The 19266-nt window shown below is 73.0% G+C and carries 19 protein-coding genes; 12 read left to right on the top strand and 7 right to left on the bottom strand.

Annotated elements, in window-relative coordinates; all coding sequences use genetic code 11:
* Positions 1–62: 62 nt before the first annotated feature.
* The 3 genes from OG462_RS24420 to OG462_RS24410 all read left to right on the top strand — a co-directional run bounded on the left by OG462_RS24420 (position 63) and on the right by OG462_RS24410 (position 3251).
* A complete protein-coding gene (locus OG462_RS24420) occupies positions 63–1022 on the top strand; it encodes an ROK family protein (protein ID WP_406060695.1) in 960 nt (319 codons plus the stop codon).
* On the top strand, positions 1022–2176 hold the full coding sequence (gene nagA, locus OG462_RS24415) for an N-acetylglucosamine-6-phosphate deacetylase (protein WP_406060693.1): 1155 nt from the start codon (positions 1022–1024) through the stop codon (positions 2174–2176). Before OG462_RS24420 ends, nagA begins: the two co-directional genes overlap by 1 nt.
* A 148-nt stretch (positions 2177–2324) precedes the next feature.
* A complete protein-coding gene (locus tag OG462_RS24410) occupies positions 2325–3251 on the top strand; it encodes a 1-phosphofructokinase family hexose kinase (RefSeq protein ID WP_406060691.1) in 927 nt (308 codons plus the stop codon).
* 49 nt (positions 3252–3300) lie between these two features.
* Here OG462_RS24410 and OG462_RS24405 read toward each other — a convergent pair whose 3' ends face one another.
* Entirely contained in the window at positions 3301–4278 is a 978-nt protein-coding gene (locus tag OG462_RS24405) for a CBM35 domain-containing protein (RefSeq protein WP_406060689.1), read from the bottom strand.
* A 95-nt stretch (positions 4279–4373) separates the two neighbouring features.
* Positions 4374–6155: a diguanylate cyclase CdgB gene (gene cdgB / locus OG462_RS24400; protein WP_406060688.1), complete on the bottom strand. Its 1782-nt coding sequence runs from the start codon at positions 6153–6155 to the stop codon at positions 4374–4376.
* 364 nt (positions 6156–6519) lie between these two features.
* On the opposite strand from cdgB, the gene OG462_RS24395 reads away from it, so the two are divergent.
* Positions 6520–7083, top strand: coding sequence for a flavin reductase family protein (locus OG462_RS24395; protein ID WP_406060686.1), 564 nt, complete (start codon positions 6520–6522; stop codon positions 7081–7083).
* Between the two features lie 110 nt (positions 7084–7193).
* Here the strand turns inward: OG462_RS24395 and arfB are convergent, their stop codons facing one another.
* The gene (gene arfB, locus OG462_RS24390) at positions 7194–7631 is read right to left on the bottom strand and encodes an alternative ribosome rescue aminoacyl-tRNA hydrolase ArfB (RefSeq protein ID WP_406060684.1); all 438 of its coding nucleotides are present in this window, start codon (positions 7629–7631) and stop codon (positions 7194–7196) included.
* Between the two features lie 115 nt (positions 7632–7746).
* On the opposite strand from arfB, the gene OG462_RS24385 reads away from it, so the two are divergent.
* Positions 7747–8322: a TerD family protein gene (locus tag OG462_RS24385; RefSeq protein WP_266894750.1), complete on the top strand. Its 576-nt coding sequence runs from the start codon at positions 7747–7749 to the stop codon at positions 8320–8322.
* 93 nt (positions 8323–8415) lie between these two features.
* Complete coding sequence (locus OG462_RS24380) at positions 8416–8943, top strand: GNAT family N-acetyltransferase (RefSeq protein WP_406060682.1); 528 nt, start codon at positions 8416–8418, stop codon at positions 8941–8943.
* A 14-nt stretch (positions 8944–8957) separates the two neighbouring features.
* On the opposite strand, the gene OG462_RS24375 is transcribed toward OG462_RS24380, so the two are convergent.
* Both OG462_RS24375 and OG462_RS24370 read right to left on the bottom strand, forming a co-directional pair.
* Entirely contained in the window at positions 8958–10448 is a 1491-nt protein-coding gene (locus tag OG462_RS24375) for a M1 family metallopeptidase (protein WP_406060680.1), read from the bottom strand.
* 101 nt (positions 10449–10549) lie between these two features.
* Positions 10550–11089, bottom strand: coding sequence for a heme-binding protein (locus OG462_RS24370; RefSeq protein ID WP_406060678.1), 540 nt, complete (start codon positions 11087–11089; stop codon positions 10550–10552).
* Between the two features lie 404 nt (positions 11090–11493).
* Here OG462_RS24370 and OG462_RS24365 point away from each other — a divergent pair, with 404 nt between their 5' ends.
* The 3 genes from OG462_RS24365 (at position 11494) to OG462_RS24355 (ending at position 14681) form a co-directional block, all read left to right on the top strand.
* Positions 11494–12690 carry a sensor histidine kinase gene (locus tag OG462_RS24365; RefSeq protein WP_406066691.1) on the top strand — a complete coding sequence of 399 codons (1197 nt, stop codon included), beginning with the start codon at positions 11494–11496 and terminating at the stop codon, positions 12688–12690.
* Complete coding sequence (locus OG462_RS24360) at positions 12690–13310, top strand: response regulator transcription factor (RefSeq protein WP_030223700.1); 621 nt, start codon at positions 12690–12692, stop codon at positions 13308–13310. Before OG462_RS24365 ends, OG462_RS24360 begins: the two co-directional genes overlap by 1 nt.
* 147 nt (positions 13311–13457) lie before the next feature.
* A complete protein-coding gene (locus OG462_RS24355) occupies positions 13458–14681 on the top strand; it encodes an FAD-dependent monooxygenase (RefSeq protein ID WP_406060676.1) in 1224 nt (407 codons plus the stop codon).
* A 19-nt stretch (positions 14682–14700) separates the two neighbouring features.
* On the opposite strand, the gene OG462_RS24350 is transcribed toward OG462_RS24355, so the two are convergent.
* Both OG462_RS24350 and OG462_RS24345 read right to left on the bottom strand, forming a co-directional pair.
* Complete coding sequence (locus OG462_RS24350; RefSeq protein WP_406060674.1) at positions 14701–15504, bottom strand: ABC transporter permease; 804 nt, start codon at positions 15502–15504, stop codon at positions 14701–14703.
* On the bottom strand, positions 15501–16499 hold the full coding sequence (locus tag OG462_RS24345; RefSeq protein WP_406066689.1) for an ATP-binding cassette domain-containing protein: 999 nt from the start codon (positions 16497–16499) through the stop codon (positions 15501–15503). Before OG462_RS24345 ends, OG462_RS24350 begins: the two co-directional genes overlap by 4 nt.
* A 282-nt stretch (positions 16500–16781) precedes the next feature.
* Between OG462_RS24345 and OG462_RS24340 the strand changes: the two genes are divergently transcribed.
* From OG462_RS24340 to OG462_RS24330, 3 genes are read left to right on the top strand one after another with little or no spacing between them, the layout of a single operon-like run.
* Positions 16782–18062, top strand: a complete 1281-nt coding sequence (locus OG462_RS24340; RefSeq protein ID WP_406060673.1) for a sensor histidine kinase — start codon at positions 16782–16784, stop codon at positions 18060–18062.
* Complete coding sequence (locus OG462_RS24335; protein ID WP_406060671.1) at positions 18059–18742, top strand: response regulator; 684 nt, start codon at positions 18059–18061, stop codon at positions 18740–18742. The genes OG462_RS24340 and OG462_RS24335 overlap by 4 nt, the downstream gene beginning before the upstream one ends.
* A 13-nt stretch (positions 18743–18755) precedes the next feature.
* Positions 18756–19256 (top strand): hypothetical protein, encoded by a 501-nt coding sequence (locus tag OG462_RS24330; protein ID WP_406060669.1) that lies wholly within the window; start codon positions 18756–18758, stop codon positions 19254–19256.
* Positions 19257–19266 lie beyond the last annotated feature (10 nt).

The following is a 19266-nucleotide window of genomic DNA, read 5'->3' as shown; positions in this document are numbered from 1 at the left end:
TACGCAACAATCCTCGGCAGTGGACTAGACCTTTTGGGTCTCCGCGCGCCAAACTGTCACCCGTGAGACACGTCATCGCCCTGGATGTGGGCGGCACCGGCATGAAGGCCGCCCTCGTCGGGGCGGACGGCACCCTGCTCCACGAGGCCCGCCGCGCCACCGGGCGCGACCGCGGCCCCGAGGCCGTCGTGGAGACGATCCTCGGCTTCGCCGAAGACCTCCGCGCGCTCGGCCAGGAGCGGTACGGCGAGCCCGCGGCAGCCGCCGGCGTCGCCGTCCCCGGCATCGTCGACGCCGAGAACGGCATCGCCGTCTACGCCTCCAACCTCGGCTGGCGCGACGTTCCCATGCGCGAACTCCTCAGCGAGAGACTCGACGGCATCCCCGTCGCCCTCGGCCACGACGTCCGCACCGGCGGCCTCGCCGAAGGCCGGATCGGCGCGGGCAACGGCGCCGACCGCTTCCTCTTCGTGCCCCTCGGCACCGGCATCGCCGGAGCCATCGGCATCGGCGACCGCATCGAGGCAGGCGCCCACGGCTACGCCGGCGAGATCGGCCACATCGTCGTCCGCCCCGGCGGCACCGCCTGCGGCTGCGGCCAGCGCGGCTGCCTGGAGCGGTACGCCTCCGCCTCCGCCGTCTCCCAGGCCTGGGCCGAGGCGAGCGGCGACCCGGACGCCGACGCCGCCGACTGCGCCAAGGCCGTCGAATCCGGCGACGCCACGGCCCTCCGGGTCTGGCAGGACGCCGTCGACGCCCTCGCCGACGGCCTGGTCACCGCGCTCACCCTGCTGGACCCCCGCACGCTCATCATCGGTGGCGGGCTGGCCGAGGCCGGGGAAACCTTGTTCACACCACTTCGGGCCGCGGTGGAGGAGCGAGTCACGTTCCAGAAGCTGCCCGCCATCGTCCCGGCGGCCCTCGGGGACACCGCCGGTTGCCTGGGCGCGGGCCTCCTCGCCTGGGACCTGCTCGCCGACCAGAGCCCCCAGCGCCCCACCGACTCGGAGGTTTCCGCCTGATGGCCGATCACAAGGTTCTCGCCGGCGCACACGTCGTGCTGCCCACCGGGATCGTCGAGAACGGACGCGTGATCGTCGACGGCGACCGCATCGTCGGAAGCACCCCGGAAGGCGCCGAGACCCTCGACCTGACCGGGCACTGGCTCGTCCCCGGCTTCGTCGACATGCACAACCACGGCGGCGGCGGCGCCTCCTTCACCTCCGGCAGCGTCGACGAGGTCCTCAAGGGCGTCCACACCCACCGGCTGCACGGCACGACCACCGTCGTCGCCTCCTTCGTCACCGGCGAGATGGACTTCCTCACCCAGCGGGCCGGGCTGCTCTCCGAGCTCGCCGAGCAGGGCGAGATCGCCGGCCTGCACTTCGAGGGCCCGTTCATCTCCCCCTGCCGCAAGGGCGCCCACGACGAGACGCTGCTCCGCGACCCCGACCCGGCCGACGTCCGCAAGCTGATCGACGCCGCCCGCGGCCAGGCCAAGATGGTCACCCTCGCCACCGAGCTGCCCGGCGGCCTCGACTCCGTACGCCTGCTCGCCGAGCACGGCGTGATCGCCGCCATCGGCCACACCGACGCCAGCTACGAGCAGACCGTCGAGGCCATCGACGCGGGCGCCACCGTCGCCACCCACCTCTACAACGCGATGCCCGCCCTCGGCCACCGCACCCCCGGCCCGATCGCCGCCCTCCTGGAGGACGAGCGGATCACCGTCGAGCTCATCAACGACGGCACCCACCTCCACCCCGCCGCCCTGGAGCTCGCCTTCCACCACGCGGGCCCCCGGCGCGTCGCCTTCATCACCGACGCCATGGACGCCGCGGGCTTCGGCGACGGCCGCTACATGCTCGGCCCCCTGGAGGTCGAGGTGAAGGACAGCGTCGCCCGCCTCGTCGAGGGCGGCTCCATCGCCGGCTCCACCCTCACCCTGGACCGCGCCTTCAAGCGCGCCGCCACCATCGACGGCCTCCCCGTCGAGTCGGTCGTCCAGGCCATCTCCGCCAACCCCGCCCGGCTGCTCGGCGTGTACGACCGCGTCGGCTCCCTGGAGCCCGGCAAGGACGCCGACATCGTCGTCCTCGACGCCGAGTTCAACCTCAAGGGCGTCATGCGCAAGGGCGAGTGGATCGTCGACCCGAAGGCGGACACGGCCGCCTGACCACGGGTCACACGGAAGGCCTGAGCACGGGTCACACGAAAGGGCGGTCGGCCGGGGGTCTGGGCCAACCGCCTTTCGTTTGGCATGATCAGTGCCCGTCGGAGCGTGCGTTCCACAGGACTTCACACGGAGTACGGGGGTTGGTCAGGTGATTCTCACGGTCACCCTCAACACGGCGGTGGACCTGACCTACCGGGTCCCCGCCCTCACCCCGCACGCCTCCCACCGGGTCACCCAGGTCATCGAGCGCCCCGGCGGCAAGGGCCTCAACGTCGCCCGGGTGCTCGCCGCGCTCGGATACGAGACCGTCGCCACCGGCTTCGCGGGCGGCGCCACCGGGGCCATGCTCCGGGACCGGCTCGCCGCGACGCCCGTCCGGGACGAGCTCGTCGAGACCGCGGGACCCACCCGCCGTACCGTCGCGATCGTCGACAACGCGACCGGCGACACCACCCAGCTCAACGAACCGGGCCCCACCGTCACCGCCACGGAGTGGACCGCGTTCCGCACCCGCTTCACCACGCTCCTCGACGGCGCCGCGGCGGTCGCGCTCTGCGGCAGCCTCCCGCCGGGCATCCATGTGGGGGCGTACGCGGAACTCGTCCGGCTCGCCCGCGCCGCCGGCGTGCCCGTCCTCCTCGACACCAGCGGCGAACCCCTGCGGCGCGGCATCGCCGCCCGCCCGGACCTCGTCAAGCCCAACGCGGACGAACTCGCCCAGCTCACCGGCTCCCGCGACCCGCTGCGCGCGACCCGGGAGGCACGGGGCCGGGGCGCCCGCACGGTCGTCTCCTCGCTCGGCCCCGAAGGACTGCTCGCCGCCACCCCCGAGGGCCTCTGGCGCGCGGCCCCGCCCGCCGCCGTGAAGGGCAACCCCACGGGCGCGGGCGACTCGGCCGTCGCGGGCCTGCTGTCGGGCCTGGTCGACGGCACACAATGGCCCGACCGCCTCGCCCGGGCGGTGGCCCTCTCGGCGGCGACGGTGCTCTCCCCGGTGGCCGGCGAATTCGACCCGACGGCCTACGAGGAGCTGCTGCCCCGGGTGAAGGTCACCGAGGAACCGGACCGGCCGTAGCGGCACTCACCGCCGGGGCCGGCCCACCGGGGCGGCCGGCTCACCGGGACTAGCTCGTCGGGGCCTGGGTGACTTCCAGCCAGTCGAGCAGCACGTCGCACTGATTGCCCGTCTCGCACGAGATACGGATCTCGTTGTCGCCCTTCTTGAGGTCGACCGGCGCCCAGGTGGTCTGCCAGTTCTTCTCCAGGTTCGGGTCCGAGGAGTGGATGAAGTTCTTCAGGCCTATCGGCTGGGTGTTCGCCTTGCCGTTGACCGTCAGGGTGGCGTTGGCGTCGACCGCGGGGATGGCGTAGCGCACGGTCAGGCGGTACTTGCCCTCCGCCGGCATGTTCGCCTTCCAGGTCACCGAGGAGCCGACCTGGTTGAAGCCCGCGACGTACGTGCCGTTCGAGCCCTCGGCTCCCTTGACGTCCGTGGCGAGCCCCGCGGTGCCGCCCAGCTTCAGCGTGGCCGCGTCCTGCTTCGGGAGTTCGACCGGGGTCTCGTCGGCACTCGGCTCGGTGCTGGGCTCGTCCGAGGGCTTCACGGGCGTGGTCGCGGTGGTGCCGCCGCCCGCCTGCTTGTCCTTGTCGTCGTTGCCCGAGTTGGTGATCACGGCGGCCGCGATACCCACCACGACGACCGCGACGACCGCGACCGCGCCGATGAGGATGCCCCTGGTGTTGGGGCCGCGACCGGAGCCGCCGTGGTGCTGCTGCGGCGGGGACTGCCGGGTCGGCGGACCGCCGTAGGTCTCGGGGGCGGCGTACTGCGCCTGCGGCTGGCCGTACGGGGCCTGCTGCTGCGGCGGTACGTAGGGCTGCCCGTGCTGCTGGCCGCCGTGACCGCCGTACTGGCGCTCGCCGACCGTTCTGACCTGGTTGTACGAGGTCCGGGGCACGCCGGGCTGAGCGGCCGCGGGGCCGGGGTAGCCGTAGCCACCGCCCTGCGGGGGCTGGGCGCCCGCTGCCTGACCGTCCTCGTACAGGTAGCCGAACGGGTCGTCGTTCTCGGGCTTGTTCGCGCCGTCGTTACCGGCAGCCATCCGGGTTCCTCTCCATGCTCGCCAGCCGTCGCCGACCGGCCGAGCCTACCCCGAACGGACCAGCCCCCGATGCGGACCCGGGCGTGTCAGAAGCCTCAGCCGGCGCGGCGGTGAACCTTGGCGCGGGAGCGTTTCTCCACGTACATCCGCTGGTCGGCGGAGTTCAGGACCTCTTCCACGGTCATCCCGCATTCGGCCCAGCCGATGCCGAAACTCGCGCCGACACGGACCGCCCGTCCGTCCACCCGGATCGGCGGAATGATCGCGTTGCGCAGGCGTACGGCCAGGTCGGCCGCGTCGGCCGCGCCGAGACCGTCGGCGAGGACGACGAACTCGTCACCGCCGAGCCGGGCGACCGTGTCCCCGTCGCGGACCCCGGTGGTGAGGCGGCGGGCGACCTCGATGAGGACGGCGTCACCGGTGTGGTGCCCGAAGCGGTCGTTGATCGACTTGAAGCCGTCGAGGTCGCAGAAGAGGACGGCGAGGCCCTTGGTGCCGTCGTCGATGTCACCGCCCGAAGGAGCGACGGTGTGGACGTGGTGGTCGTACGGGCCGACGCCGCCCGCCGGCTCGAAACCGAAGCCGTGCTCGTGCTCGTGCTCGTACGGCGACACCTCGTAACCGGAGTGACCGGGCTGACCGGAGTGACCGGAGTCGTATCCGGAGTGACCGGGGTCCTGTCCGGCGTCGTGGCCGGGGTAACCGGACTCGCGGCCCGTCTCGTACCCGCCGTCCCGCCCGGACTCGTAGCCCCCGCCGTACCCGGCGGCCTGGTCGACCGCCGCGTGCGCCGCCGGGCGCTCGCACAGCCGGGCGGAGAGCCGGGAGCGCAGCTCGGCACTGTTGGGGAGGCCGGTGAGGGCGTCGTGCGAGGCCCGGTGGGCGAGCTGGAGCTCGTGCCGCTTGCGCTCCTCGATGTCCTCGACGTGGGTGAGGAGGAAGCGGGGGCCGTCGGCCGCGTCGGCGACGACGGAGTTACGGAGGGACACCCATACATAGGTGCCGTCGCGTCGCCCGAGCCGCAGCTCGGCCCGGCCACCCTCGGCGGAGGTCCGGAGAAGCGTCCCTATGTCCTCGGGGTGGACGAGGTCGGCGAAGGAGTAGCGCCGCATGGCGGCGGCGGGCCGGCCGAGGAGCCGGCACAGGGCGTCGTTGGTGCGGAGGAGACGGCCGTGCTGGTCGCCGCCCATCTCGGCGATGGCCATGCCGGAGGGCGCGTACTCGAAGGCCTGTCGGAAGGACTCCTCGCTGGCCCGCAGCGCCTGCTGCTCCCGCTCAAGACGGACGAGGGCCCGCTGCATGTTGGAACGGAGCCGGGCGTTGCTGATGGCGATCGCCGACTGGGAGGCGTACATCTGGAGCGCCTCCTGGCCCCAGGGACCCGGGTGCCGGCCGTTGCGCGGGCGGTCGACGGATATGACGCCGAGCAGCTCACGGCCGGAGCCGGACGCGTACATGGGGGCGTAGAGGCGGTCGTGCGGGTGCCACTCGTCCTCGAAACGGGGCGCGGGGCCGTCCGTGTGCCACTGGGGGACGTCGTCCTCCATCAGCACCCAGCCCTCGGTGTGCGGGATGAACCGCAGGTCACCCCAGGCGCTCGCCATGGACAGGCGCCGCTCCCAGGAGGAACGGGAGCCGACCCGGCCGGTGATCAGGGCCTCGGCGGCGGAGCTTCCGGCGAAGGCGGCGACGACGAGGTCACCGTCGGGGCGTACGAGGTTGACGCAGGCCAGCTCGTAGTTGAGACCGGCGACCACACCGTCGGCGACGGTCTGCAGGGTGTCCGCCAGGCTGCGCGCAGTGTTGAGGTCCGCCACGACCTGATGCAGCTGCCGCAGGGTCGAGAGACGGACGTACGGCTCCGACTCGGTCTCCATCGCTCGCTCTCCCCGAGACCTCGACAGCAACTCCAGGGTTCTCATCGGCTTCGTGTTGCACAGTCACCGTTCGTATTGCACTGTCACTGCCACTGAATCACAGCGAGCTGCGCACCCGGTACACAGGGTCAGCAAATACTGGTCGCTGTGACTCAAGTCACAGCAGGTCGTGGCGGGTCGTGCCGCACCCCGCGGGAGGAAGCGCGCCCTGGGAAGCGGGGGTGGGGAAGGGGTATGGAAAACGGGGCCCGGGAAGCGGGCCCGGCAAGCGGGTCCTAGGAAGCGGGTCCTAGGACCGGCGGGGGTGGCGGACTGGTCCCCCGGCCCGATGCGGCCCCCCGAAGGCCCGGACTAGCGTGCGGGTGTGCTGCAGAAGACCCCCGCCTCGCCCCCCGTGTCCGATCTGGCCATCCCTCATGCTGAGGGGGTGAGCAACGACGAGTTCCGGGCGGCGATGTCCCGCCTCGCGGCCGGCGTGGTCCTGGTGACCGCGCACGACCCCGACGACGGCCCGCGCGGCGAGGACGTCGGCATGACCGCCACGGCCTTCGTGTCGGTCTCCCTCGACCCGCCCCTGGTTCTGGTCAGCCTCCGCAACGGCTCCCGCATGGACGACCTGCTCACCGACGTGCCCGTCTGGGCGGTGTCGATCCTCGGCGAGAACCAGCGCCACATCGCCGGGCGCTTCGCCATGAAGAACCGCGTCAGCGACCGGCTCCTCTTCGCCGACCTGCCGTACACCCGCGGCGAGGAGAGCGGCGCCCCGCTCATGGGCGGCGCGCTCGCGACCCTGGAGTGCCGTACGGAGAGCAGGGTCGTGGCCGGTGACCACACGCTCGTGGTGGGCCGGGTCCTGACCGTCGGCGCCGTGGCGGCGGACGGCGGCCCGCTGACGTACTACCAGGGGAAGTACCGGCACCTGTCCTGAGCCCGGGACGTACGGCGGTACGGGGCAGACTCAGTCGCGGTACGGGGCGGGCTCAGCCCCGGTCGCGGTACGGGGCGGGCTCAGCCCCCAGTCGCGCGTACGGGGCGGGCTCAGCCCCAGTCGCGAGAATTGCGCGTCCGCTTCGTCTCCGAGCGCTGCTTCTTCTCCCGCAGCCGCCGCTCGTTGATACCGCGCGGGATCTTCGTCGGCCGGCGGGGCTTCGGCGGCGGGGCCGTCGCCTCGGCGAGGAGCGCGGCGAGCCGGACCGCCGCCGTCTCACGGTTGCGCCACTGGGAGCGGTGCTCCGAGGCGCGGACCGTCACGACACCGTTGACCAGCCGGGTGGCGAGGCGCTCCAGGGCGCGGGCCTTCCACACCTCGGGCAGCGACTCGGTGGCCGCGAGGTCGAAGCGGAGCTCGACCTGGGAATCGCTGGTGTTCACATGCTGTCCGCCCGGGCCCGACGAACGCGAGAAACGCCACTGGAGCTCGGCCTCGGGGAGCGAGACGGAGCCGCGGATGGGATACGGACCGGACATGCCCTCCATGTTCCCCGCAGAGGGCCATCGGAGTCATCCTGTTTTCGCCGGGAGGGCGCCGGGAACCGTCGGAGGGCACCACGCGTTTCTCCAGGCGAAGACATCACGATGAAAGGGACTTTCCATGGCTGTGAGCCTGTCCAAGGGCGGCAACGTCTCTCTGACCAAGGAGGCCCCGGGCCTCACCGCTGTCACCGTGGGCCTCGGCTGGGACGTCCGCACCACCACCGGCACCGACTTCGACCTCGACGCCTCGGCGATCGGCGTGGACCCGGCGGGCAAGGTCGCCTCCGACGCGCACTTCGTCTTCTTCAACAACAAGTCGACGCCGGACCAGACCATCGTCCACACCGGTGACAACCGCACCGGCGAGGGCGGCGGCGACGACGAGCAGATCAACGTCAACCTCGCGGCCCTCCCGCCGAACGTCGACAAGATCGTCTTCCCGGTCTCCATCTACGACGCGGTCAACCGCTCGCAGAACTTCGGCCAGGTGCGCAACGCGTACATCCGCATCGTCAACCAGGCCGGCGGCGCCGAGCTCGCCCGCTACGACCTCTCCGAGGACGCCGCCGTCGAGACCGCCATGGTCTTCGGCGAGCTGTACCGCAACGGCGCCGAGTGGAAGTTCCGCGCGGTCGGCCAGGGCTACGCCTCGGGCCTGGAGGGCATCGCCCGCGACTTCGGCGTCAACCTCTGACGTCACCGCTCCCTAGGCGTCACCCTCTGACCGACGCCCCGCAGCACCCTTGAGCCCCGGCCGGAATCCCGGCCGGGGCTCTACCCTTGCCGCGTGATCGTCGAAGCCCTCGCGCCCAAGGCCCTGGAGGACGGTGCGGCTCTCCCCGGCCCGCTGCTCACCGAACTCACCGCGCTGTACGCCTCCAACGAGGAGTTCCAGCAGCTCAGCGGCGACTTCCCGGACCCGTCCGACATTCGCCCCGAACAGGTCGCGGCCGCGCTCGCCGACGAGCTCGCCCAGCCCACCGCCGAGGTCCTTCTGGCCCGCTCCGAGGGCCGGCTGGTCGCCGTCGCCATCACGCTCGGCCGGCACCCCGACCCGGCGGAGCCCGAACCGTGGCTCGGACTCCTCATGGTCCACGGGGACGAACGGCGCACGGGCCACGGACGCCGGCTCGCCGCGTACGTCGAGGACCGCTTCCGCGCCGAGGGCCGCACCGGGCTGCGGCTCGCCGTCCTGGAGAACAACCCGAAGGCCCTGGCCTTCTGGACCTCCCTCGGTTACGAGGAGACCGACCGCCGCCCGGACCTCGCCCACGGCCGCGCGTGCGTGGTCATGCGGAAGCCGCTGACCCACTAGAGCGGTCAGAGCCGCTAGGGGCGATCCGGCTTCTCGCCGCCGAACAGCCAGACGTCCCACAGCGCGTCGAGATCGCGTCCGGCCACGGACTCCGCGTAGGCGGTGAAGTCGGCCGTGGTGGCGTTGGCGTGACGGTACTTCGCGGGCCAGCCGCGCAGGATCTCGTCGAAGGTCCTGTCCCCGACGGTCTCGCGGAGCTTGTGAAGGACCATCGCGCCCCGCTGGTACACGGGCGGGTCGAAGAGGTTCTCGGCGGTGGGCGGGTCGGCCGGCGGGAAGGCCCAGTTGGCGTCCTGGGCGAAGGCCCGTTCGAAGTGCGTCCGCGCGGGGACGTGCTCGTACTCCTCCGTGTACAGCCACTCGGCGTACGTCGCGAAGCCCTCGTTCAGCCACAGGTCCCGCCAGCTCGCGGGCGTGACCGAGTTCCCGAACCACTGGTGGGCCAGCTCGTGCACCAGGGTCGTCCGGTCGAAGGAGGCGGCGGGGAAGACCGGCCGGCTCTGGGTCTCCAGGGCGTACCCGAGCGTCCCGTCCTCGGTGACGATCGCCCCGGCGGTGGAGAAGGGGTACGGCCCGAAGCGCTTCGCCTGCCGGTCGAGGATCTGGGGGATCTCACCGCGCAGGGTGGCACTGGCGGCGGCGACGGACGGCTCGGCGGCGGTGAGGACGGGGATGGGGACGGGGACGGGGACGGGGCGAGAGGTCTTCGCCGTCGCTGGCGGGCTTGCGCTGCCTGTCTCGTCCTTCCTGCCCGTCTCGTCCTTCCCGCCCGTCTCGTCCGTCACGAAGTGGCCGATCGCGACCGTCGCCAGATAGCTCGCCATCGGCTCGGTCGTGTGCCACTCGGTGGTCACGCGGCCGTCGGCCGCCGTCCTGCGGGCGGTCCTGACGCCGTTGGAGAGGCCTTCGAGCCCGGCCGGGACGGTGAGCGTGAGCTCGTACGCGGCCTTGTCGGAGGGGTGGTGGTTGCCGGGGAACCAGGTCATCGAGCCGGCCGGTTCGCCGACCGCGACGGCTCCGTCGTCGGTGCGCAGCCAGCCCTCCTCGGAGCCGTCCGCGTCCGTGATCGACTCGGGCACGCCCCCGTACGTGACGGTGGCCTTGAACGCAGCGCCCTCGCGGATCTCCTCGCTCGGCCGGAGGGTCAGCTCGTTCCCGGCGCGGTTGACCGCGGCGGGGGCGTCGTCGACGGACGCCCGGTCGACCGTGAGCCCGGAGAGGTCGAGGTTGAAGGCGCTGAGGTCCTGCGTGGCGCGGGCGGTGATCTCGGCGGTGCCGTCGAGCCGCCCGGTCCGGGGGTCGTACGCGAGGGTGAGGGCGTAGTGGCGCACGTCGTAGCCGCCGTTGCCGAGCTTCGGGAAGTAGGGGTCGCGCAGCCCGGCGGACCCTGGGGTCCCCCGGACACCACCGGTGGCCTCCGTACAGCCGCCCGCGAGGAGCGCGAGCGCGGTGAGGGCGGCGGCGAGGCCGCCGGCGGCTGCTCCGGTCCGGTTGCGCTGGGTCACGTATCGATCCTAAGCAGGGCCGATACGGAAAAGGTGACGGCGCCCGGCGGGGGATCCGGGCGCCGTCACCAGCTGTGGGGTAGCCGTGGGCTACGGCCCGGCTACTTGCCGAGGGCGGCGACGCCGGCCTGGGCGAACTTCTCGTCGAGGTCGCCCGAGGGGGCGCCGGCGACACCGATGCCCGCGATCGGGGCGCCCTTGGCGGTCACCGGGGCACCACCGGCGAGGAAGAGGGTGCCGGGGATGTCCTTGAGGGTCGGGGCCTGGGCGAGGCGGCCGGCGAGGACGGAGGTCGGGGCGTTCCAGGAGACCGCGGTGTACGCCTTGCGCTCGGCGGACTCGTAGGACTGCGGACCGGCACCGTCGCCGCGCAGGGTGACGATGGTGTTGCCGTTGCGGTCGACGACGGCGACGGAGACGCGCTGGTTCTCCTTCTCGGCGGCGTCGAGGGTCGCCTGGGCGGCCTTGGTGGCGGCCTCGATCGTCAGGTGCGTCGACTGCTGCAGGTTGTCGTTGCCGGCGTCGGCGCGGACCACGGCGGCGGGGGCGGCGGCCGGGGCGGAGGCGTTCGCGGAGACCGCGCCGAACGTACCGGCGGCGACGACAGCTGCGGCGGTGGCACCGAAGAGGATCTTCTTCATGAGGAACTCCGTGAGGTGAGTGAGGGTCGGGAGGAGGAGGTCGGCCGAGCGGCGGGGCGTTGTACCGCTCCTTGCGGAGCCGTGTGTGCCGCTCCTTGCGGGGCGGGGGGCCGCTCCTTGCGGGGCGGGGTGCTGCTCCTTCGCTCTGCAACCAATCCTGTGGCCGGAGCCCGGGCCGTACGGTCCACGGTCCGGCTGCCCTCCTCACGCACACTGGAGGACGGCCGGGTCAGCCGATCGGCTGATGCCCTCGTGGTCCCTCCGGGTCAGGATGGACAGATATCCCCAGGTCAGGAAGGCAGGGAGGTGGGAACGTGACACGGCCCAAGGACCACAGCGGCAGACACGCGAACCGCCCGCCCGCGACCGAGCAGGACCCCGACGCCCCCTGGCTCGCGCGGGTCATGCACATCGCCTTCTTCCTCCTCCTCGGCGCCTCGCTCGCCCGCTTCCTGCTGCGCCACCCCTGGGAGGACCGCAGCCCCTGGATCGTCGCCCTCTCCGGCGCCCTCGCCTCCCTCTACCTCCTCGGCCCCGTCGTCGGCACCCGCGCCGCGCCCCGCCGGATCGCCTGGCTGGGCACGGTCGTCGCCGTCTGGATCCTGCTCGTCGTCCTCGCGCCGAGCTTCGCCTGGTGCGCGGTGCCGCTCTTCTACACGGGCCTGCGCACCCTCCCGGCGCGGGCCGCGCTCGGCCTGGTCACCCTGCTCACCGCGTTCGTGGTGTTCGCGCAGGTGCAGCTCGCGCACGGCGGCTGGGACCCGAACCTGATCGTCGCCCCGCCGGCCGTCGCCGCGATCGCCACCGGGGTGTTCGTGTACTCGGACCGGCAGGCGGCCCGTCAGCGGGCACTCATCGACGACCTGATCCGCACCCGGCGCGAACTCGCCGCGATCGAGCGCCGCGAGGGCACCCTCGCCGAGCGCCAGCGGCTGTCCATGGAGATCCACGACACCCTGGCGCAGGGCCTGTCCAGCCAGCAGATGCTGCTCCAGGCGGCCGACCGCACCTGGGACAGCGACCCGGCCACCGCCCGCCGCCATGTCCGTACGGCCGAGTCCATCGCGGAGCGCAACCTTGCCGAGGCCCGCCGTTTCGTGCACGACCTCGCCCCCGCCGACCTCGCCGAGGGCGGCGGCCTCGAAGAGGCGCTGCGCGGCCTGGCCGCGCGCGAGTCGGCGGCCTTCCGGGTCGACGGGGCCGCGGTGCCGCTCCCCGAACGGGTGCAGTCGGCGCTGCTCCGGATCGCGCAGGGCGCGCTCGCCAACATCCGCGAGCACGCCGGCGCCGACTCCGCCGCCCTGACCCTCACGTACCTCGACGACCAGGTGGTCCTGGACATCGCCGACGACGGCCGCGGCTTCGACCCGGTCGAGAAGCCGGGCGGGGTACGGGGGCACGGGCTGCCCGCGATGCGCGTGCGGGCGCGGCAACTGGGCGGCACCCTGACAGTCGAGTCGACGCCGGGCGAGGGCACGGTGCTCTCGGCCTCGATCCCGCTCTCGAACCCGCACTCGAACTCGCTCTCGAACCCGCACTCCACCCCACCGCCGGGCCCGCCCTCGAACCCGCTCCCGAACCCGCTCTCCCTGGAGTCGTGATGTCCGTACGGATCCTCCTCTGCGACGACCATGTCGTCGTCCGCGCCGGCCTGCTGGCCCTGCTCGGCAGCACCCCCGACATCGAGGTCGTCGGCGAGGCCGGCAGCGGCGAGGAGGCCGTCGCGATGGCCGCGAAGCTGAAGCCGGACGTCGTCCTGATGGACCTCCAGCTGGGCGCGGGCATCGACGGCGTGGAGGCGACCCGCCTGATCGCGCCCACGGGTGTCCACGTCCTCGTCCTCACCACGTACGACACGGACGCCGACATCACGCGGGCGATCGAGGCGGGCGCGACCGGCTACCTCCTGAAGGCGGAGCGCCCGGAGGAGCTGTTCGCCGCGATCCACTCGGCCGCCCAGGGTCGCACCGCCCTCTCCCCGCCGGTCGCCAGCCGGGTCATGGACCGGATGCGCGGCGCGGCGGGCCCGAGCCTGACGGACCGGGAGCGGGACATCCTGGGCCAGCTGGGGCGGGGCCTCGGCAACCGCGAGATCGCGCGGGCCCTGTTCATCAGCGAGGCGACGGTGAAGACCCACCTCGGCCGCATCTACGCGAAGCTCGGCGTCGACACGCGCGCGGGCGCGGTCGCGGTGGCGAAGGAACGGCGCCTCCTGCCGTAGACGGTGCGGTCGCGGTGGCGAAGGACCGCCGACTGCTGCGGCAGACCGCGCCTCGTGCGTACCCAGGGCCCCACCACTGCTACTGTGCGTTGCCGTCCGACAGCACGGTGTCATGCCTCAGGCCCGGTCAGTCCAGTGGGAGCGCACGTGAAGCTCGCGATCGTCGGCGGCGGACCCGCCGGCCTCTACCTCTCGATCCTGCTGAAGCGGCAGGACCCCGCCCATGAGATCGCCGTGTACGAGCGGAACCCCGCGGGTTCCACGTACGGCTGGGGTGTGACGTACTGGGCCGGGCTCCTCGACAAGCTGCGCGCGGGCGACCCCGAGTCCGCTGCCGCCGTCGCCGAGGCGTCGGTGACCTGGACCGACGGGGTCGCGATCGTCCGTGACGAACGAACCGTCCACCGGGGCGACGCGGGCTTCGGCATCGGGCGGCGGCGGATGCTCGCGCTGCTCGCCGACCGGGCCGAGGAGCTCGGCGTACGGGTCGAGTTCGAGCACGACATCGCGGGCCCGGACGCGCCCGCGCTGGCCGACGCGGATCTGGTCGTCGCGGCCGACGGCGTCAACAGCGCGCTCCGCGAGGCCCACCCCGAGCATTTCGGCAGCACGGTCACGAGCGGCCGCAACCAGTACATCTGGCTCGGCACCACCAAGGTCTTCGACTCCTTCAGCTTCGCCTTCAAGGAGACCGAGCACGGCTGGATCTGGTGCTACGCCTACGGGTTCAGCGGCGAACGATCGACCTGTGTCGTCGAGTGCTCCCGGGAGACGTGGACCGGTCTCGGTCTCGACACGCTCGGCGAGGCCGACAGCCTGCACCTCCTGGAGAAGCTGTTCCACGACCTCCTCGACGGGCACGAGCTGATCGGCCGGGACCGGGCCGACGACGCCGCCCAGTGGCTCACCTTCCGCACCCTCACCAACCGGGTCTGGCACCGCGGCAACCTCGTCCTCCTCGGCGACGCCGCCCACACCACGCACTACTCGATCGGCGCGGGCACGACGCTGGCGCTGGAGGACGCGCTCGCCCTGGCGGACGCGCTGCGCGGCCCCGAGGCACTGCGCTCCCCCGCCGGCCTCGACGCCGCCCTCACCACGTACGGGAAGCGGCGCCGCGCCGAGCTCGTCTCCGCGCAGAGCGCGGCCCGTTACAGCGCCCAGTGGTACGAGAACCTCCCGCGCTACATGCGCCTGGAACCGGCGCAGATGTTCGCGCTCCTGGGCCAGCGCCACTCGCCGCTGCTCCCCCACATCCCGCCGCAGCTCTACTACCGCATCGACCGGGCCGCCGAACAGCTGGAACCACTGCGCCGCTTCAAGCGCTGGCTGGGCCCGCGGGTCGCCCGCGCGGTGCACGGCCGCCGCTGAACCGTGTGCCGCACGGGTCTCATACGTCCCGGCGGTGGACCGCGACCAGGGCCACCGCCACCGCGGCGAGCGACCAGACCGCGTACACCGTCCACGCCCCGCCCGTCGTCCACGGGTAGTCCACCGGAACCGGCGAGTCCCCCACCTCCGTCAGCCGCTTCCACGCACCCTGCGGCAGAGCGTGCAGGAACGTCGCACCCCAGCGGTTGCGGGCGTCCATCAGGGCCGGCAGCAGGAGCAGCACGCAGGTGAGGGTGACGATCGTCGTCGCCGTGTGCCGCAGCAGCGCCCCGAGGCCGAAACCGACGAGCGCGCACACGGGGGCGAGCAGCGCGGACGCGGCGACGGCCGCCGCCGCACCCGGGTGGTCGATCGACATGCCCACGTCCCGGCCGGACAGCACCGCCTGCGTGGCGGCGAAGGACACTCCGGCGACGAGGGCCCCGTACACGAGCATGACGCCCGCCAGGACGAGCGTCTTCGCCGCCGCCACGGCCCGCCGGTCGGGCACGGCGGTGAAGGTCGTACGGATCTGCCCGGTGCCGTACTCGCCGACGATCACGAGCGCGCCGATGGCGCCGGTCGCGAGCATGAACACCATGGCCCCGCCGAGCGTGAAGGCGTCCCGCATCGCCCAGATGGGCACGAAGAGTTCGCGGATGCCCTCGGCATAGTGCGGGTAGTTCCGGTAGTCGGCGAAGGTCGCGTTGAGGTTGACGCCGAGGACGGCGACCGCCCCGACGCCGAACGCCCAGGGTGTGGAGCGCAGGGACCACAGCTTCATCCACTCGCCGGCGAGGAGATCACGGAAACGGGCGTTCATCGGGCTCCCTCCTTCCTCTCGTGCTCGGCCTTCCTCTGGTGCTCGTTCTTCCTCTGGTGCTCGTTCTTTCTCTGGTACTCGGTCTTTCTCTGGTACTCGACGCTGTCGGCGGTCAGTTCCATGAACGCGTCCTCCAGGGACGAGCCGCGCGACGCCAGTTCGGCGAGCGGCGTGCCGTTCCGGAAGGCGAGCACCCCGATCCGGTCCTCGCCCATCCCGGTCACGGTGAACGGCCCGGCTCCCTCTTCAGGCAGTCGCACGGTCGCCCCGGCGCGGGTCAGTACGGCGGCGAGGCCCGGTCCGGCCGCCGGGTCGGAGGTCCGTACGGTCACGCCCCGGCCGGTGCCGCGCGCGGCGAAGTCCGCCAGGCTCTCGGCGGCGATCAGCCTGCCGCGACCGATGACGACGAGATCGTCGGCGGTGTGCTCCATCTCGCTCATCAGATGACTGGAGACGAACACCGTGCGTCCCTCGGCGGCGAGCCGCCGGAACAGCCCGCGCGCCCACAGCACACCCTCCGGGTCGAGGCCGTTGACCGGCTCGTCGAACAGCAGCACGGGCGGGTCGCCGAGCAGGGCGGCGGCGATCCCGAGCCGCTGCTTCATGCCGAGGGAGTAGCCGCCGATCCGGCGGCGGGCCGCCTCGGCGAGACCCACCTCGTCGAGGACCTCGCCGACCCTGCGGCGCGGGATGCCGTTGGTACGGGCGAGCGCGGCGAGATGGCCCTCGGCGGTCCGTCCGCCGTGCACGTCGTGCGCGTCGAGCAGCGCCCCGACGTGGTGCAGCCCCCGGGGCAGGTCCCTGAACCGGCGCCCCCCGACGGTCGCGCTCCCGGACGTGGGCTCGTTGAGCCCGAGGATCAACCGCAGGGTCGTGGACTTCCCGGCCCCATTGGGCCCGAGGAACCCGGTCACGCGCCCGGGCCGGACGGTGAATCCGAGCCGGTCGACGGCGAGCCGGTCGGCGGCGGGTCGGTCGGCGGCGGGTCGGTCCACGTCAGGGCGGTCGGTGGCGGGTCGGTCGGCGGGAGCGCGGTGCGGGCGGATCAGCCGCTGTGGGCGGATCGACCTCAGCGGGCGGATCAGCCTCTGCGGGCCGATCGGCCGGCGGCCGTAACGTTTGGTCAGTTCGTCGACTTCGATCACCCGGTCCACGCTGCCGGGACCGCACCCCCGCCGGCATCGGCCCGCCGGCGGCAAACGAGCAGCCGGCAGTGGCCCACGGGCGTACGCCCGGAGGCCGATGTCCGGCCGCCCGCCCGCGCCTACGATCGGCCCATGCCCGCCACCGCCCCGCCCACCAGCACCCCCACGTCCACCCTCGCCCCGGGCGGGCGCGCCTCCGCGGTCCTGGCCTGGTGCGCGGCCGCCGCGCACCCCTTCGTCCTCTTCATGGGCGTGCAGGCGGGGCCGTTCCGCTCCACCGAGCTGCGACTCTTCCTCACCGCCGTCGGCGTGGGCCTCCTGCTGCCCCTCGTGCGGCGCAGGCCCGAGGTGGCCCTCGGCCTGCTCCTCGTCGCCCTGTTCGCCGCGTCGACGACCCGGCCGTACCCCGAGCTGACGTACCTTCCGGTCCTCGCCGCCGACGCCTGCGTCGGATGGCTGGCGGCCCACCGTCCGTTCCGGGTGACGCTGCCCGCCGCCGCGGTGACGCTCACCGTGCAGATCGTTTCGGCGCTGTACGTGACCTCCGGCCAGGACATGTTCGTCACCACGGTCGTGACCCTGACGCTCGCACTGTTCACCGCCGGGCTGCTGGGTCACTCCACCCGTGAGCGGCGCGCGCACGCGGCCGAGCTGCGCGCCCGGACGGCGGCCGAGGCCGTCACCGCCGAACGGCTGCGGATCGCCCGCGAGCTGCACGACGTGATCGCGCACAGCATCGGCGTCATCGCCATCCAGGCGGGCGTCGGCCGCCGGGTCATCGAAACCCAGCCCGCCGAGGCCCGCAACGCCCTCGCCACCATCGAGACCACCAGCCGGGAGACCCTCGCCGGTCTGCGCCGCACCCTGGGCGCACTGCGGGCCTCCGCGAAGGACTCCCCCGGGCACGGGGCGGGGGACGCGCCCGCACCACGCGATCCGGCGCCGGGCCTCGCCGACCTGGACCGGCTCGTCGCATCGACGGCGGACGCGGGCGTACGGGTCGAGATGCGGCACCTCGGCGACCCGGAGCGGTCACTGCCACCGGAGGTCGACCTCGCCGCGTACCGCATCGTGCAGGAGTCGCTGACCAACGTCGTACGCCACGCGGGCACGCCCGCCTGCCGGGTGACCGTGGAGCGGGGCGAGGACAGCCTCCTCGTCGAGATCACGGACGACGGCCACCCGGCGAAGCCCGGCAACGCACCCACTGCACCCACCGCACCGGCCTCGACCGGGTACGGCATCGTCGGTATGCGGGAACGCGCCGCGCTCCTCGGCGGCCGCTTCTCGGCGGGCCCGCGCCCCGGCGGCGGCTTCCACGTGACCGCCGTACTGCCCCTGCCCCGGCCGCTGCCGCTGCCGCTGCCGCCGACGTCACCCCTCCCGGCTCCGGAAGGAACCCCCGCCCCATGAGCAGCGCCGCCGCCCCGATCCATGTCCTCCTCGTCGACGACCAGCCGCTGGTCCGGGCGGGCCTGCACGTGCTGATGGCGGACAGCCCCGACCTCCTCGTGGTCGGCGAGGCGGGCACGGGCGACGAGGCCGTCCGGCTCGCTCGCGACCTGCGGCCCGACGTGGTCGTGATGGACGTGCGGATGCCCCGCATGGACGGCATCGAGGCGACCCGGATCGTCACGGCCGGACCCGGCGCGCCCCGGGTCCTCGTCCTCACCACCTTCGACGACGACGAGTACGTGTACGGTGCGCTCCGCTCCGGGGCGAGCGGCTTCCTGGTCAAGGACATGGCCCTGGACGACATCCTCGCGGCGATCCGCGTCGTCGCCGCAGGGGACGCCCTGATCGCGCCGGGTGTCACGCGCCGCCTGATCGAGGAGTTCGCGGCCCGCCCGGAGCCCACCCCCGACCTCGGCCCGGCGTCCCTCCCGCCGCGCGCCCTCGCCGGGGTCACCGCGCGGGAGCGCGAGGTGCTCGCCCTCGTCGGCCGGGGCCTGTCCAACGGCGAGATCGCGGAACGGCTCCACATCAGCGCGGCCACCGCCAAGGCGCACGTGGCGCGTCTCTTCACCAAGCTGGACGCCCGCGACCGGGTGCAGCTGGTGATCCTCGCGTACGAGGTGGGCCTGGCGCCGTGACACCATCGGTCCCGTGCTCGACATCGGCTACTCCCTCTCGCGTCGCTTCCCCGACCCGCCGCAGACCGACTACCGCCACGCGGACGTCCACGCCCTGCGCCACGACCTGTTCTGCGGGGACGTGTACCTCGCCGACACCAAGGTGGACCGCGAAGTTTCCACAGCCTGGGGATGGGTGCCGGTGCTCGACTTCGCCTGGGCCCTGTGCGACATCGTCGAGCAGCTCGACCAGGACCCGCGCGGCAACCGCTCCGCCAAGTCGCAGTACGCCGAGCTCGACTTCACCGAGTCGTCGGACCGCATGCTCTTCGAGCGCCGCTTCGGCTGGGTGGACGTCGAGGCCGACTGGATGCCGGGCGACGAACCGCCGATCACGTTCAACCACTCCGCGCTGCGCCGCGAGGCCCGCGACTTCCTGCACGACCTGATCGCCGACCTCACGGACATGCACGAGGGCCTCGCCGACAACCCGGCCGTCTGGTCCCTCCAGGCCCGCTTCCCCCGCCTGCCCTGACCCCCCGGGT

The organism is Streptomyces sp. NBC_01077 (assembly GCF_045162855.1).
GTDB lineage: Bacteria > Actinomycetota > Actinomycetes > Streptomycetales > Streptomycetaceae > Streptomyces.
Note: the sequence above shows the minus strand (reverse complement) of the source record. Positions and strands in the feature narration are given on the sequence as shown.

Coding starts and splice junctions, on each gene's coding strand:
- nagA (WP_406060693.1), top strand. CDS start 1,022: ATGGCCGATCACAAGGTTCTCGCCGGCGCACACGTCGTGCTGCCCACC.
- OG462_RS24405 (WP_406060689.1), bottom strand. CDS start 4,278: ATGGCTGCCGGTAACGACGGCGCGAACAAGCCCGAGAACGACGACCCG.
- cdgB (WP_406060688.1), bottom strand. CDS start 6,155: ATGGAGACCGAGTCGGAGCCGTACGTCCGTCTCTCGACCCTGCGGCAG.
- arfB (WP_406060684.1), bottom strand. CDS start 7,631: ATGGAGGGCATGTCCGGTCCGTATCCCATCCGCGGCTCCGTCTCGCTC.
- OG462_RS24385 (WP_266894750.1), top strand. CDS start 7,747: ATGGCTGTGAGCCTGTCCAAGGGCGGCAACGTCTCTCTGACCAAGGAG.
- OG462_RS24370 (WP_406060678.1), bottom strand. CDS start 11,089: ATGAAGAAGATCCTCTTCGGTGCCACCGCCGCAGCTGTCGTCGCCGCC.
- OG462_RS24365 (WP_406066691.1), top strand. CDS start 11,494: ATGCACATCGCCTTCTTCCTCCTCCTCGGCGCCTCGCTCGCCCGCTTC.
- OG462_RS24360 (WP_030223700.1), top strand. CDS start 12,690: ATGTCCGTACGGATCCTCCTCTGCGACGACCATGTCGTCGTCCGCGCC.
- OG462_RS24350 (WP_406060674.1), bottom strand. CDS start 15,504: ATGAACGCCCGTTTCCGTGATCTCCTCGCCGGCGAGTGGATGAAGCTG.
- OG462_RS24340 (WP_406060673.1), top strand. CDS start 16,782: ATGCCCGCCACCGCCCCGCCCACCAGCACCCCCACGTCCACCCTCGCC.
- OG462_RS24335 (WP_406060671.1), top strand. CDS start 18,059: ATGAGCAGCGCCGCCGCCCCGATCCATGTCCTCCTCGTCGACGACCAG.